We start from the raw sequence: 13,728 nt of genomic DNA on the forward strand, positions 1-13,728 counted from the left end.
TCAGGAACCCAAGCAGGTCACGCCGCCGGGGGTGGGGCGCCGAGCACGCCCCGCTCGCGCAGCTGCTCCAGCTCCGGCAGCCCGCCCCGGTACAGGGGCGCGGCATCGACGTCGGCCTGGCTCGCGCGGACACGGTGAAGCGGGTCCGTGCCGTGCGAGGGCCCGGCGATGCCCTCGGACTGTGGGCCGTGGCCCAGCGGCCGGCGTGCGGTGGTCATGCCGATGATCGTACGGACTGCGCCCCTGGGGTGCGGTCGAGTTGAGCAGCGTGGCCCTCATGCGAGGGCCCGTTTTTATAAGAGGGCCGTTACGGCGCAGGTCAGCGCCTGCTGGGCGCGTTGCCCAGGAACTCCAGCCGCTGCTGGGCAGTCGACAGGTGTCTGCGGTCGAGCGAGGGAAGAGCCCGCAGCAGGCTGATCAGTTCGGGGCCGCACTCACGGGCTTTCTCCGGGTCGCTGATCTGGCTCCAGCAGTAGTGGGCGCTCTTGCCGGTGGCGACGACTTCCGGGGCGTCGGCGGGCTGGTGAGCGAGGCGAGTGCGGCCCGCGCTGATCCACAGCTGCGTTGCCAGCAGGAAGTTTTCCTGTTGTTTGGCGAGGTCGGCCCGGATCTCAACCCACTGGGTGGCCTGCGGCGAGCTGATGCCGTAGGTCTGCAACGCGTTCGTCTCCCACGCCTGAGCAAGCCGGGCGGCCTCGTTGAACTGCCCCTGCTGGGCCAGGGCGTAGATGTGCGGCCGGGGATCCGGCTGCGTTTGCGGGGACGGCTGCGGCTGCTGGACCGGCACCGGGGTCTGAGCCGGGACCGGCGGGGACTCGGGGAGTTCTGTGAGCTGCTGCCGGTGTGGCGGCGGGGGAGCCTGCGGGCCGGGCCGAGTGGATGCCGGCACGGACGGAGCCATGGGAAGGTCCGGCCGGGGAGCCGGGGGCCTGTGTCCTGGCGCGGCGTCCCGGCGGCGTCTGTGCAGGCCCCGGATGAAGTCCGCGTCCCCGGCGAGGATGCGCTGCAGGTTCGTCATGGGCGGGCGGGTGGTCTGCTGGGCAGCGTGCCGGGCGGCAACCGCCGGCACGGTGCTCCCCTGGGCGGAGGGCACGAGGAGCGTGCCGGGCGGCAGCGCGGCGGCGCCCACGGTCAGCGCGTGCAGCCGGGCGTTGGTGGGCCGCTGCGGGTTGCGGCGCAGTTGATCGATCCAGGTCCGGGTGTAGGGGCTGACCGGGCCGCTGCTGGGCCCATGGGCATCAGGCGGGGCGATCGCACCGAAGACCTCGACGGAACTGGCGGCGGACAGCGCGCCGTATTCCTGGAGCAGGGGCCAGGCGTGTTTGTCCGCGACGAGGTCGAGGAGCAGCGTGGAGGTGCCGGGCGGTCGTCTGGACAACTCGGCGTGGATCCATGACCACGGCAGTGCGGCGTAGCGGGTATTCGAGCCGCTGGTGCTGGTCAGGGCGAGGTAGATCTCGTTGGTCCTGCGGTCGGTCGTCAGGCGCCCGGACAGGTACAGCAGCAGCGGGCCGGGGGCGGCGGCAGCGATGCTCAGCCGCAGCCGGAGGCTGTTCTGGTCGGTGACTCCGTCCAGGTGAACCAGGTCGGCGGGTATCTGGGCGACGCCGAGCAGTACGGGGGTGGGCACGGTGGCGAGGGCGGCGAGGTTTCCACTGGGGAGGACCTGAACGGTGCGGCGGCGCACCGCGCGGTCTCCCGCGATCAGGAGTACATGGCCGCGTTCTGCTCCGTTGCCCCACATGGACGCACCGTAACGGACATGCGTTGGCCCCGGCGGAGCACCGCCGGGGCCTGTCGCGCATCGGATGGGCTACAGATCGATGTCGATGTCGTCGTCGAGGTCGATGTCCGGGACGTCAACCGCGGCGGGCGCGGCCGGGGCGGGCGGAAGTTCCTGCTCGTGCAGGTGCAGGGTCTTGAGTTCTTCGGCCCGCTCGCCGAGGACAACCGTGTCCACGTAGAGGGCCTGGTGTTCCACGTCGGTGGGCGCGGCGGGCCCGGTGAGGGTCTCCCATACACGTCCGACGGCACTCGGGCTCAGCTCGCGGGAGTTGGTGACCTCCTCGGTGTTGCGCAGGCCCTCGCCGAAGTCGAACTCGGCCCAGATCCGTTCCTGGCTCGTTCCCCTGACGACACCGCGGGTGTACTGGGTGTCGCCCACCCGTCGGGTGTCGCTGATCTCGATGTCGTCCCACGTCGTCAGGTCCACCGGGCCCACATCGTCGGTGCTGTTCTCGCGGTCGTAGAGCAGCTCGGCCGGGGGTGGGGGTTCCTGGTTCGTCACGTTGGTCTCCTTCTGGGCCAGAGCCCCGCCGGGGCTGTGGCTGGTGGTCGGATCGGCTACAGGTCGAGGTCGTGTTCTTCCTCGACGTCCCGTGTGTCCTCCGTCGAGGTCGTCTCGTAGTTGCGGGGGTGGTCGGCGTGGTCGAGAGCGCGTTCGGCTGCTTTCCGGGCCTGGGTGCCGCCGTGTTCCGTGGCGGCGGCTTTGATGTCGTCGGTGCTGAGTCCGCCTGCGCCGATCAGGTGCTTGGCGTGGTGTGCGGTCAGTTCGTAGGCGGCGACGTTGCTCTGGGCGATCTGCTCGCCCTTGTCGCTGGCCTGCTCTAACACGGTGGCCTGCTGGTCGAGGGAGGTGAGAACGGGCAGCACCGCGGCGGCGGCCTGCTCGCGCTCGGTGGGCTCCGTGTCGGCCGGGGTGCGGGCGGTATCGGTCATGCGAAGTCCTTCCTGCCGGGTCAGAGGTCGATGTCGTCGTCGAACTCGTACTCAAGGGCGGGCTGAAGGCTGTGCTGGTGCGCTTCGGGGGTGGTGATATCGGGGGAGGTGGGCAGCCACAGCCCCTGGTCGAGTTCGAAGTCGCCCATGGCGGCGCGGACATCGGTGCCGGTGAGGAGGTCGCCGCGGTCGGCCATCGCGTCGGCGACGGCGCGGGCGGTGTCGACGAATCCCGGGCTGTGCAGGATCTGCAGACCGACGTCATAGGCGAGGTCGGCATCGACTCGGTAGCCCTGGGCGGCTGCGTCGGGAATGAGGTCGGCTGCCATCTGCCGGTCGGCGGCCCCACAGGCCAGCGTGAACGCATGGGCGAGGGCGTCGGGGTAACCGCGTTCGCGCAGTTCGTGGGCTCCGCCCTCCGAGCCGATCGCATAGACGGTGGCTTGGTGCTGGGAGTCGCCGAGCCCGTTGCGGTATTGGCCGCCGTGCGCGACGTGCGGGTCGACGTTGGCCCAGACGTCGATGACCGGGATCCCCAGGGCCTCGCTCGCGGTGACGTGGGTGCTCTCGTGCATCCGAGTGGCCTGTGCCCAGTCCCGGGGGTCGATGACCATGTGCCATCCCGGTTGGAGGAGATCCATGGGCCCCATCACAGGTCGATCTCCTGCTCCTCGTAGGAGATGTCGGATGGGGCTCCGGGTAAGTCGGCCGGGAGCTGGCCGGGAGATATCCATACAGGACCGTCGGCGCCGTGCACGGTGAGCTGGCCTCCGGTCAGCTCGGCGACGATGCGGTTCTTGTAGACGACCGCGCCGTTGTCGAGGACCTGAAAGGCGGTGCTGTGGCGGGGATCTGCGGTGGGCGGGACCGCGTCCTGGGGGCCGAGCCCGCTGTCGGACACAATCCTGCGGCCGTCGATCGTCAAGCCCCGGTGGTCGACAGCGACCTCGTGACCGCGGCGCTGCACGACCATCCGATGCTGCTGCCAGTCGCCCCGGGTGTGCTCGCGCCAACTGTGTTCGCCGTCCTCGTAGTAGCGCGGGTGCATGCCCCTGGTCATCGGCGCCCCCGGCTTTCGCGTTCGGCGGCGGACGGCTCGCGCGGGGCGTCGGCGGTGGCGTGCCACAGGGCTTCGAGATCGAAGTCGTCGTCCTGCGCCGATACGGCCAGTTGCTGCGGATCGTGGTGGGTGGTGTGTCCGGCAGCGCGCAGCAGGGCCTTGACGTCCAGCTCTTGCCCGGGGGCGAGGCTGCGGGTGTCCCGGGCGAGCAGCGCTTCTTGGGTGCGGGCCTCGGAGGCTGCGACGATCGCGTCGATCTGGTGGGCGGCCGTGCGCTCGGCGGAGTGGGCGATCTCCACAGCGGCGGAGGTCTTCAGGGCGGTGTCACGCAGGGAGTTGAGGCCGCGCAGCTGTTCCAGCTGGATCGTGCGCTCGTGCTCGGACTGGAGCTGTCGGTCCTTGCGCCAGTGGGGCACGCACAGGCCGTAGACGGCGGCGATGCCCAGCAGCCACATCAGCACCCTGACCGGCCAGTGCGGTGTCCAGGCGGCGATGCCCAGCAGGCCGAACGCGGCGCCGGCACCGAAGGCGGCCGTCATGACGCCGGAACTGCCGTGCTGGCGGGAGGCGGCGACGAGCCCGGTCGCGCCGGACAGGGCGGTGAGCACGCCCATGAGCCACAGCGGCTCGGTGCTGCCCGCCTCGAGCTGCTCGTGCCATGCGGCGGCCAGTCCCCATGCCGCGGAGGTCACCAGTCCCGGGGCGATCCGGCGGAAGTGGTGGCCGAGCCAGCGCAGCCCGCCGCTGGGCGGCAGGGGTGCGGTGCCCGGGTGGATGGGGGCGGTGATGTGCTGCTCGGTCTCGGCCAGGTAGAGAGCGGGGGCGAACGGGGGCGGAGGAGTCTGCTCGCGCTGGGTCACAGGTCAATCTCCATCTCGTGTGCGGGGGCGGGAATTTCGCGGGTGGGGGAGGGAGCGGCTGGAGCGGGCTCCTTGTCGCTGGCCAGCTCCGGCTCGCGTTCGGCGTGCTGGATGCGCTGGTGGTCGGCCTGGACCGGTTCCAGGGCCTGCCCGGCGTGGTCGACCAGGGCGGTGACCGGCAGGGCCGGGTGGCGGGCGTAGTTGCGCAGGTCGTGACCGGCTGCGTCGAGCCGGTCGAGGGCGGCGGTGTGCAGGACCTGCTCGGCGGTGTAGGCGGCGCTGCCGCCCATCCCGGCCTCCTGCAGCTCGGCGAGGACCTGGTCGCTGGGCTGCGGCCCGGGGTGACGCTGGGCCTCCCACGCGACGGTCAGCGGGTCGATGGGGGCGTGCCGCTCGTCGAGCGTGCGCATCGCCTGGTAGACGGCGGCCAGCTGCGGGTGGGAGAAGTCCCGGTCCTCAAGCCAGCCGGTGACCTCGCGCAGCTGGCGGGGCTCGTAGAGCAGGGAAGCAACGGTCTCGCCCTCGGCCTGAATGTCGACCCGGGCCCGCTCGGTTCGGGGCACCGGGGTGACCTCCTGCTCGGGCGTGGTGTCGAGCAGGTTGCGCACGGTCTCCGGCGCGGTCTTCCAGGCGGCGTCCAGCTGGGCGAGGCGCTGCCCGGTCCTGTCGGCCTGCTCCAGCGCCTTGAGGGCCTGGTCGACCTCGGCCTGCCGGGCGGTGTCCCGCAGCGTCTCGCCGGCGTGCTCGACGGCCCGGTGGATCGCGGCCTCCAGCACCATTCCGCCGTACAGCGGGGCGGTTCGGGGGTTCGGGCAGACGCCGGCGTTGGCCAGGTTGGACAGGCGGGACGGGGTGAGGGTCTGCCGGATGCCCGGCTCCTCGATCTTCGCCACAGCCGCGGTGACGGCGGCCGGGACGTCATTCGGGGCGACCTTGGAGAAGTCGACCTGGTGCAGCGTCTGCCACAGGGCGGCGTAGTCCGGGCGGGAGAAGGTGCCCGGCGGTATCCAGCGCATCGAGGGCAGCGCCTCGGGGCGGTGCAGCATCGCCCCGAGCAGCGCTTCCTCGGCCTTGAGCGTCAGCTTCTTCACCGGACCACCCCGCCCGGCTCGTACGGGTGCAGGGGCACGACCGCCGGGAGGTACAGCGGGTGGCGCGGGTGCCCGGCCTTGGTGGTGCCCAGGGACCACAGCCGAGCGCCGTGGGCGGTGAGGGCCTTCTCGACGGTGGCGGCGCGCTGGAGCCTGCCCCACGCACCCCAGCCGACGGTGAGGTCGTGGGCGGCCTCGGCCAGCAGCTGCAGCAGCGCGTCGTTGTGGGCGCCGACGGTGTCGAGCAGCCCGGTGGTGAGGATGCTGGGGTCGGTGGACCGGACGGCGAACAGGTTGGCCAGCACCAGCCCGCCGTGTCCGTCGCGCTGGGCGAAGCCGACCAGTCGCCGGACCGTGGGGTCGTCCTGGTCGGCGGTGGCCATCGACGGGTTGAGCAGGACATAGACGCGGTGCGGTCCGGGTGCCCAGGTGCGGGTCAGGGCGTAGCGGTGGACCAGGTCGGGGCTGAACACAGCGGTACCGGCGGCCCCCTGCTGATGAGTCAGGCCCTGGTCAGCGGCCCACGCATGGATCTGCTCAGGCAGCGTCACGGCGTCACCTCCGCCGCGTCCACCAGCTCAGCGAGCACGCGCGCGTGGCACGGCTCGCCCTCGGGGCACCAGCAGCCCAGCCGCTGGCCCTTGAGCCGGGGAAGCTCGCGCGCGACCAGGTCGCGGTGCTTGTCGAGCCACACGCGGTACTTGGCGACGACGTCCTCGGCGGTGCCGTGCTTACCGACCACGTACGGGTTGGCAAGCAGGTGACCGGCAAGGTGCCACCCGCCCCGGTACATCGGGCGGCCGACGTAGACGACGCCCTGGATCTCGGGGTCGTCGCGACGGCCCTTAAGGCACACCACGGTGGTGGGCCCGGCCACGCCCGGGGTCGTGGCCAGATGCTCGGCGCTGACGGCCACCCCCTGGCCGAAGAGGTCGAGCTGAAGCCCGCCGTTCATCTCCGGGTCGAATGGCTTCCGGGTCACCATGCCGCCTCCGCCCGGTGCAGGACGGCCCGCAGCCGGGACCCGATCCAGGTGCCGACTGGCGGTGATACGGCGTTACCGAATCCGTCGACCTGGTCGCGGGCGGGTCCCCAGACGATGAACGTGCCGCTGTAGTCGGCGAAGTCGACGTCGAATCCGCAGCCTCTGCCGATCTCGTGGGCGGCCATCATGCGGAAGTAGCAGTCCTCCAGCGGGAGTTCCGCCAGCGCAGCCCGCCACTGGGCCATGAGCAGCCCGGTGGTGTCGCGGGCGGTGAGGGTGCCGAGCGGCTCGGTGAGCGGGTGCGGCGCGGTCTCGTTGCCTGTTGCGCCGTTCTGCTTGAACCAGCCGCCGGCGGAGAGGACGCCGGGGATCTGCTCGGCGGTGAACGTCGGCATCGCCTCGGCATGCACCGCGGGGAGAGTGTTCTTCCGATAGGGGATGACTCCGGAGGACACCACGGCGAGGGTCTCCGAGCCGACCTGGGTGGGCAGTGGTTCGTTGATCCCGCGCGGTCCGCCCTGGTAGTTGTCCACCGCGAGCAGTAGCGCCTTCTCGTGGGTCGAGGTCACGGTGTCCATCGGCCGCGCGATGTGTTGCCCGTCGCCGTTGTGCCGGTGCGCCGCGATCACTGCGCCGGTGGCGACCGCAACCGGAGGCGTGATCAGGCCCGTCGTGTTGGTGGCGGGCTGAGCCCACAGCGGCTGGTCGAAGCCGCGTGAGCGGCAGTCCGATCCCGGACGCTCGAACGTGTTGCCCGCGGCAGCAAGGATCGCGCCGGTGGAGAGGATCGAGGTCTCCTGCTGGCTGGTCTGCGTTGCCATCGGCTGCCACGGATGCCGCTCCGAGCCGTGCACAGCTTTCGCTGGCATGAGCACAGCCGGGAAGTTGGCGAACCGCTGACGGCACCGCTCCGCACGGGCCATCGTCGCGGGCGCGAGCGGCTTCTTCCGGTCGCCAATGCGGGTCCCGAGGTCGGTCAGGTCAAGGGCGGCCAGCGACGGGGTCATGGGCGGGACGACCGCGCGGCGGCAGCTGGGGCACCGGTACTCGTACTGCTTGCCGTACCGGACCGACCCGGTCGGGGGGATCCCGGTCTTCCAGGTCCACACCGCCTCGACGTCCTTGTCGCAGTGGTGGCACCGTGATACCGGCCGGTGGTCGAGGTCCGGCGCGGGGAGCGCCTTGTCCCAGAACGCGATGTACAGGCGGTCGCGAGACTGCGGGACGCCGAAGAACATCGAGTTCAGGTACAGGACCCGGTGGCGGTAGTTGATCAGGTCGAACTGCTTGAGCCACCACCGGTAGGTGGATCCGTCGCCGTACTTTTTGCCTGGCACCGCCTTGCCCCATGAGGTGAGCTCGGTGGTGCACTCGACCAGGATCAGTCGCGGGCGGTGCTTGTCGGCGTAGTGCAGGACACAGTTCGCGGTCGCCCGGTCCCGCTCGGACCGCGTCACCCGCGCCTCGAACTCCGGGTCCTCCAACTCGAACAACGTCAAGCCCTGCTCGTAAGCCTTGATCGTGTTCGCCTGCGAGTGGTTGACGCAGCTCACGCCCGCCACGAGCAGGTCTGCTGCGGGAAGGTCGCGGGCAGAGTGGTAGTCGGCTGCCTCGGGGTCGACCAGGTCGGCGATCCAGTGTTCGGCTTCCGGGTGGTTCCGCTCGTGGACCTGGACTTTGTACTCGTTGTGGTTCGCGGCCATGATCGTGGTGAACCCGGCGCGCTTGATGCCCTCGGTGAGCCCCCCGAACCCGCTGAAGAGGTCGACGGCGACGTGTTCGTCGTGGCGGAAGCGTCGGCGCCTGACGGCCGGCCGGTGGGTGGCGGTGCGGGGCTTCCTGCTGGATGCTCGGGCCATCAGACGGCTCCCTCCCCAAGCAGGCGGGCACCGGCGGCCACTGCGTCGGTCAGCAGCGCCTGATTGGCGGCGAGCTTGGCGACGCGCTTGCGCCGCTGGTCACTGGCCCATCCGAAGTGGTCACCCAGCCAGTAATCGCCCCACCGCTCGATGCTCCGGTTATCGGTGGAGATCAGCTGGCGCAGACCACGGATGCGCTCGATGAGGGCGTCCGCCACTGCTTGCGGGGTGGCCCAGACCTCATCCATCGCGAACGGCTCGGCGAACTCGGCGGCGGCCAGTACGTACTGCCAGACCTCGACGACGGTCGTACGGGCCGCGGGCGGGTAGTCGAACGGCTCCCACCCCACCCTCGCGCGGGTCCGTCCGTACTGGTCGACGACATGCGTCCACACCCCGAAGCGGTCGCCGCGGCCAGTCCATCCGGCGGGCAGGCCCACGTGCCGGAACTGCCGGGCCTGACGGACCCGGCGGCCCAGGACCACGCCGTAGCGTGCCAGGTCGTCGGCTCCCTTGGCGGGCAGCGCCTCGCGAAATGCGCCCAGTGGATTGGTGAGGGAGTGAGCGCTCAGCATGCCGCTGCCTCCTCTCGGAGGAAGCGGCCCGCTTGCTCGTCGCTCAGTTGGACGCGGATGCGCTGCAGCAGCTTCTCCGACGGCTTCCACAGCTTCTGGCGCCCGGAGCAGCTCACCGGCTTCGGGAGGGCGAGCACCTGGCCGAGGTCGAAGTGGACGTGGTCGGGGAAGGCCCAGGGGCTGCAGGGCTCGTCCTCGTGGTCGGGCGCGTGGTAGCCGTCCAGGTCGGCCACCGCGATGACCGCCCCCAGCGTCAGCTCCACCCCCCGGGCCCGCAGTGCGCGCAGGGCGGAGGCCACCAGTGGCAGGCGCATCGCCTTGGTGTCGAGCGTCTTTCCGGCGTGGATGAGGAGCGGTCCGCGGTACTGGCTGGCCCACACCCGGTTCTCGACCCGTTTGTCCCCGTAAGCGATCAGGGCGGCCCACGGCTGGCGGATGGTCAGGGCGTAGATCACTGGTCCTCACCCCCGCCGGGGAGTTCGAGGGCGGCGGGCGGCGCGAACTGGGTGACGACGTAGAGCGGGTAGTGGAGCAGGTCGTCCTCGGTCGCGCGGCGGGTCAGCCACATCGGCCGGGGACGGCGGCACCGGCACGGCGGCGTCCACAGTGGTGGGATCACGCGGGCGACCTCGCCGCAAGTGCGGCAGTCGGCTACCCGGAGAGAAGAGGGGGCCAGGGTCGCGGTGACGAAGGTGAGCAGGTTCATCAGCGGACCCCCGCCCAGTAGTCCCCGATCAGCTCAGCGGCGGTGTCCACGTCCACGGCGAGCGCGGCGGCGATCTGGGCCACCGTCTTGCCGTCGGCGTTCATCTCGCCGGCCATCCGAGTCCATGCAGTGCGGCGCTTGGCGGGCGGCACGTAGTCGCTGCCGACCGGCGTGGTCTGGTCGAGCTCGGCGGGGGCTTCGGCGGCCATGCCCAGGGCGAGCAGCAGCTCCCGGGCGTCGTCGACGCCGAGCGCGTGCGCGGTGACCTTCTTGGCCAGGTCGCGGTCGGCGGTGAGGCGGATGGTCATCACACCAGCCCCTTGAAGGAGCGGGCGATCCCGAGGAGCACGATGACCGTGAGTACGGCGCAGATCAGCGCGCCTTTGCCGGTCGCGGTGATGACCTTGCTCAGGTGTAGCGGCCTCTTGGCGGCGATCACCACGATGGTGAGCACGTAGCCGAGGAAGGCGAGCGCGGCGATGTTGCCGATCCCGGCGCCGACGCGGGCAGCAAGAAGTCCGGCCAGCACGGCGACGGTGGTGGCGAGCAGCGCGGTGATGCGCTCGGCGGTGAAGTGAGTGGTCGTCTTCATCGAGCCACCGCCTTGTCGGCGGGGGCGAGGGTCGCGGTGACCGCCTGCAGGCAGACGCGCATGTGGGCGGCGGCGGTCTCGGGGTGCCTGCCGTACTCGTAGGCGAATTCGGCGTCCGCGAGCGCGGCGCTGTTGCGGCCGAGCTGGCGGATGGTCTCGTGGATCAGCTCACGGGTCCGGGTCGGGCTCGCGGTGAACTCACCGACCGGGGCCTGGGAGACGAACAGGATCGTGGCGAGCCTGGTGGTGACGGAAGAGGTGGAACGCACAGCAGCCTCCGCGGCAGAAAGAGAAGGGGGGTGCGGCCCGGCCCGGACGGCGGCGTGTGCCTACCGCCCGGGACCGGGCTGAACCGGGTGAATCAGCGGCCGGTCGTGGACGACGTCGAGGTCGTCGAGGACGTAGCGGCCCTGGCTGCCCTGATTGCGTCGGCCTCAGCCTTGGCTCGCTCGGCGGCTTTGCGGGCTTCCTCGGCGCTGTTCAGGTGCGTGCTCGCGGCGGGGTCCTGGATGCAGGCCATGTGAGTCAGACCCCCAGCAGCGAATGCGGACGGGCGGGCTGCGGGGAGTCCTGCCGGCCGTCCCGCTCGTGCGGGGTGGGCCGCATCGGCAGCTTCGGCTTGTCCGCGGCGTGCACCGGGCTGGTGCAGATGGCGACGCCGGTCCGGGTGATGACGCGCTCGAAGTCGCGGCAGTCGCCGCACTTCCACTTCGGCCCGATGCGGCCGGTCACCGCGAGGCGGGGACCGGAGATGACCGGCAGAGCCCGGACGCCCTCGGGCGACAGGGAAAGGGCCGGGAGGTCGTCGACCTTGATGTCGACTCCCGCGATGAGGCTGAGAGAATTGCTCATGGAGATCCCTCCAAGTCAGGGGTGTCCCAAACCCGGGAGGCGTTCGCTCGCCTGTCCGGGGGTGGCCGGGAGCTGCAACTCGCGGCCGGAGAGAGGGCTGGGGCCTGCAAGCCCTGGCCCTCTCTCGCTTGCGGAACCAATCTATCCCCTAGACCCTTGAACTTCAAGGGTCTAGGGGATAGATTCTTTCTGTGCCAACAACAAGGAGGTGGCGATGGGGATCGGCCCCGTGGTCCGCGAACGGGCTCCGACCGGGAGTTATCCACACGCCAGGACCCATAACCTCTTGGGGTCACCAATCCCAAGATCCCGAGGGGGACAGATGGCGGACAACATCCCGCCGGCCAAGCGTTCTTCGGCTCAGGCCAGCGACCTGCGGCCGAAGTGGGTGCCGATGCGAGATGACCAGTACAGCGGCTTGACCGCTCTCGCCCGGGACTTGATGGACGCACGGACCCGAAAGATCGAGCGCATCACAGAGAACACCCTGATCCGCGTGGGCATCGACTTGCTGCTCGCGCACCCCGAACTCCTCGCGGGGGATACCGAGGAGGACCTGCGCGCCCATGCGCTCGCGTACATGGCCCGGCTCCAGGGGCCGCCGAAGGAAGACGAAGGGAGGGACGAATGACTGCCGAGACACCGGCGCTGACCAGGACACACAAAATACTGATCGGCATGGTGGCCGTAGGTGCCACCGTCATCGCGGCCATCGGCTTCGCCGGGTCGTACTCAGCCGTGCGAGAGCTGGCCGCGAAGAAGGGGTTCGGCGACTTCGCCTATGCCTTCCCGATCGGCATCGACGCGGGCATCTGCGTCCTGCTGGCCCTGGACCTGCTCCTGACCTGGATCCGCATCCCCTTTCCGCTGCTGCGCCAGACGGCGTGGCTGCTGACAGCCGCGACCATCGCCTTCAACGGCGCGGCAGCCTGGCCTGACCCGCTGGGTGTGGGCATGCACGCTGTGATCCCGATCCTCTTCGTCGTCGCGGTTGAGGCGGCCCGGCACGCTGTCGGCCGGATCGCGGACATCACGGCGGATAAGCACATGGAGGGCGTCCGCTTCACGCGGTGGCTGCTCGCGCCGGTACCGACATTCCGGCTGTGGCGGCGCATGAAGCTGTGGGAGCTGCGCAGTTACGACGAGGTCATCCAGCTGGAGCAGGACCGGCTTGTGTACCAAGCCCGGCTGCGTTCCCGCTTCGGCCGGACCTGGCGCCGGAAGGCCCCGGTGGAGTCGCTGATGCCGCTGCGCTTGGCGCGGTACGGCGTGCCGCTGGCGAAGACGGCCCCGGCCGGGCTCGCTGCGGCGGGGATCGAAGCGCCCGCAGAGCTGTTCCCGGGCGAGCGGGCCCCTGAGCTTCCGCCCGCCGGCGTCCCGGACGACCGGGAGCAGGTCGAGCTGGAGCGTGTCGTCGAGGACGACACCGAGGCCGAGACGGCGGTCTCGGAGGCGGAGCAGCCGGTCGAAGCGCCGGTCGCGGAAGAGCAGTCGTCGGTCCAGGAAGAGCCGTTCGAGCTGACCGAGCAGTACCTGTACGACGTGTTCTGTCAGTACGCCACCACTTACAGCACGGACCAGTCCTGGTTCTTCCCCGACTGGGAGCAGCTGGTCGAGGCGTCCGCCACCTGGTATGGCGTGGTCGTCCCCGGAGATACGGCGCCGGCGGACCTGGATGCCTTCGCCCAGTGGTACCTCCAGCGTCTGCCCGGCCGCCCGGAGGAAACGGCCTCTGCCCCCGCTGCTCAGCCGCAGGTCGAGGTGGCTGACGCGCCGTCGGCACTGCTCACTCAGCCCGAGCCGGTGCCCGAGCAGGTCCCCCAGGGCGAGCCCGAGCCGGTGGGCCTGGCGTCTGCGGCGCGTGGCGAGGCGCCCAAGCGCGTGCAGGCCCGGGTCGAGGACGACCAGGTCGAGGACGGGGCTCCGGCCGGTAAGTCCGGGCGCAGGGGCGGTACTCGGGACCAGGTCGCGGAGATCTACCGCGGCCTGCCGGGGGAGATCCAGGCGCTGCGGGGGCGTCCGCTGGCGGCGGCGATCGTCGAGGCCAGCGGCGACAAGCTGAAGGTCGACACGGTCCGGCGCACGCACATCACCGAGGAGCTGCTGGCGGAGTACCTGCGGGGAGGCCCGTCGTGATCGCCGGATTCGCCGAAATCTATCCACAGGCAGGTCGGCGCAAGCTGCTGGAAGCGGCGACCACCTACGGCGTCGAGGGTCTCGCTGCGCGCCCGCACGATGGGCACGCGGCACGGAATGCGTCCCGCCCGACGGACGCGTTTCGCAGGCTCTCCCGCCTGCCGGGAAGCGGCGCGACAGAGCGCAGCAGGTCCGTAACGATCGGCGATACCCATGCCGTTTTTGTCAGTGCCACGACGTATACCGAATACGGATGTGGCCCCAGTGCTGTCTGAAGCTTGGCGGCTGCAGCAC

Annotated in this window: 21 protein-coding genes; 3 read left to right on the forward strand and 18 right to left on the reverse strand. The window is 70.7% G+C overall.

The annotated features are described in order from the left end of the window. Window positions 1-17: 17 nt before the first annotated feature. The 18 genes from NP777_RS41810 to NP777_RS41895 form a co-directional block, all read right to left on the reverse strand. Window positions 18-218 carry a hypothetical protein gene (locus NP777_RS41810; protein ID WP_256655419.1) on the reverse strand — a complete coding sequence of 67 codons (201 nt, stop codon included), beginning with the start codon at window positions 216-218 and terminating at the stop codon, window positions 18-20. Between the two features lie 101 nt (window positions 219-319). After that, window positions 320-1,744 (reverse strand): hypothetical protein, encoded by a 1,425-nt coding sequence (locus NP777_RS41815; RefSeq protein ID WP_256655420.1) that lies wholly within the window; start codon window positions 1,742-1,744, stop codon window positions 320-322. Between the two features lie 69 nt (window positions 1,745-1,813). Beyond that, the gene (locus NP777_RS41820; RefSeq protein ID WP_256655421.1) at window positions 1,814-2,287 is read right to left on the reverse strand and encodes a hypothetical protein; all 474 of its coding nucleotides are present in this window, start codon (window positions 2,285-2,287) and stop codon (window positions 1,814-1,816) included. A gap of 56 nt (window positions 2,288-2,343) precedes the next feature. Beyond that, window positions 2,344-2,718 (reverse strand): hypothetical protein, encoded by a 375-nt coding sequence (locus tag NP777_RS41825; RefSeq protein WP_256655422.1) that lies wholly within the window; start codon window positions 2,716-2,718, stop codon window positions 2,344-2,346. 20 nt (window positions 2,719-2,738) lie between these two features. Then, a complete protein-coding gene (locus tag NP777_RS41830; RefSeq protein ID WP_256655423.1) occupies window positions 2,739-3,359 on the reverse strand; it encodes a hypothetical protein in 621 nt (206 codons plus the stop codon). An 8-nt stretch (window positions 3,360-3,367) separates the two neighbouring features. Then, entirely contained in the window at window positions 3,368-3,778 is a 411-nt protein-coding gene (locus NP777_RS41835; RefSeq protein WP_256655424.1) for a hypothetical protein, read from the reverse strand. After that, a complete protein-coding gene (locus NP777_RS41840; protein ID WP_256655425.1) occupies window positions 3,775-4,638 on the reverse strand; it encodes a hypothetical protein in 864 nt (287 codons plus the stop codon). The genes NP777_RS41835 and NP777_RS41840 overlap by 4 nt, the downstream gene beginning before the upstream one ends. After that, window positions 4,635-5,729, reverse strand: coding sequence for a DnaB-like helicase N-terminal domain-containing protein (locus NP777_RS41845; RefSeq protein WP_256655426.1), 1,095 nt, complete (start codon window positions 5,727-5,729; stop codon window positions 4,635-4,637). The genes NP777_RS41840 and NP777_RS41845 overlap by 4 nt, the downstream gene beginning before the upstream one ends. Continuing rightward, a complete protein-coding gene (locus tag NP777_RS41850; RefSeq protein ID WP_256655427.1) occupies window positions 5,726-6,280 on the reverse strand; it encodes a DUF1643 domain-containing protein in 555 nt (184 codons plus the stop codon). Before NP777_RS41850 ends, NP777_RS41845 begins: the two co-directional genes overlap by 4 nt. Beyond that, on the reverse strand, window positions 6,277-6,714 hold the full coding sequence (locus NP777_RS41855; protein ID WP_256655428.1) for a DUF4326 domain-containing protein: 438 nt from the start codon (window positions 6,712-6,714) through the stop codon (window positions 6,277-6,279). Before NP777_RS41855 ends, NP777_RS41850 begins: the two co-directional genes overlap by 4 nt. Continuing rightward, window positions 6,708-8,573: a DNA cytosine methyltransferase gene (locus NP777_RS41860; protein ID WP_256655429.1), complete on the reverse strand. Its 1,866-nt coding sequence runs from the start codon at window positions 8,571-8,573 to the stop codon at window positions 6,708-6,710. Before NP777_RS41860 ends, NP777_RS41855 begins: the two co-directional genes overlap by 7 nt. Beyond that, on the reverse strand, window positions 8,573-9,148 hold the full coding sequence (locus NP777_RS41865; protein WP_256655430.1) for a hypothetical protein: 576 nt from the start codon (window positions 9,146-9,148) through the stop codon (window positions 8,573-8,575). The genes NP777_RS41860 and NP777_RS41865 overlap by 1 nt, the downstream gene beginning before the upstream one ends. Continuing rightward, complete coding sequence (locus NP777_RS41870; RefSeq protein ID WP_256655431.1) at window positions 9,142-9,603, reverse strand: ASCH domain-containing protein; 462 nt, start codon at window positions 9,601-9,603, stop codon at window positions 9,142-9,144. Before NP777_RS41870 ends, NP777_RS41865 begins: the two co-directional genes overlap by 7 nt. Beyond that, entirely contained in the window at window positions 9,600-9,767 is a 168-nt protein-coding gene (locus NP777_RS41875; RefSeq protein WP_256655432.1) for a hypothetical protein, read from the reverse strand. Before NP777_RS41875 ends, NP777_RS41870 begins: the two co-directional genes overlap by 4 nt. 86 nt (window positions 9,768-9,853) lie before the next feature. After that, window positions 9,854-10,162, reverse strand: coding sequence for a hypothetical protein (locus tag NP777_RS41880; RefSeq protein ID WP_256655433.1), 309 nt, complete (start codon window positions 10,160-10,162; stop codon window positions 9,854-9,856). Further along, on the reverse strand, window positions 10,162-10,446 hold the full coding sequence (locus NP777_RS41885; RefSeq protein WP_256655434.1) for a hypothetical protein: 285 nt from the start codon (window positions 10,444-10,446) through the stop codon (window positions 10,162-10,164). Before NP777_RS41885 ends, NP777_RS41880 begins: the two co-directional genes overlap by 1 nt. Next, window positions 10,443-10,715, reverse strand: a complete 273-nt coding sequence (locus tag NP777_RS41890; RefSeq protein ID WP_256655435.1) for a hypothetical protein — start codon at window positions 10,713-10,715, stop codon at window positions 10,443-10,445. Before NP777_RS41890 ends, NP777_RS41885 begins: the two co-directional genes overlap by 4 nt. 256 nt (window positions 10,716-10,971) lie before the next feature. Continuing rightward, window positions 10,972-11,298 carry a hypothetical protein gene (locus tag NP777_RS41895; RefSeq protein ID WP_256655436.1) on the reverse strand — a complete coding sequence of 109 codons (327 nt, stop codon included), beginning with the start codon at window positions 11,296-11,298 and terminating at the stop codon, window positions 10,972-10,974. Window positions 11,299-11,620: 322 nt separating this feature from the next. Here NP777_RS41895 and NP777_RS41900 point away from each other — a divergent pair, with 322 nt between their 5' ends. The 3 genes from NP777_RS41900 to NP777_RS41910 are packed head-to-tail and all read left to right on the forward strand — an operon-like array spanning window position 11,621 to window position 13,709. Next, a complete protein-coding gene (locus tag NP777_RS41900) occupies window positions 11,621-11,929 on the forward strand; it encodes a chromosome segregation ATPase (RefSeq protein ID WP_256655437.1) in 309 nt (102 codons plus the stop codon). Then, entirely contained in the window at window positions 11,926-13,434 is a 1,509-nt protein-coding gene (locus tag NP777_RS41905) for a DUF2637 domain-containing protein (protein WP_256655438.1), read from the forward strand. The genes NP777_RS41900 and NP777_RS41905 overlap by 4 nt, the downstream gene beginning before the upstream one ends. Continuing rightward, window positions 13,431-13,709, forward strand: a complete 279-nt coding sequence (locus NP777_RS41910) for a hypothetical protein (RefSeq protein ID WP_256655439.1) — start codon at window positions 13,431-13,433, stop codon at window positions 13,707-13,709. Before NP777_RS41905 ends, NP777_RS41910 begins: the two co-directional genes overlap by 4 nt. Window positions 13,710-13,728: the final 19 nt, after the last annotated feature.

This window comes from Streptomyces rugosispiralis (assembly GCF_024505145.1).
Lineage (GTDB): Bacteria > Actinomycetota > Actinomycetes > Streptomycetales > Streptomycetaceae > Streptomyces > Streptomyces rugosispiralis.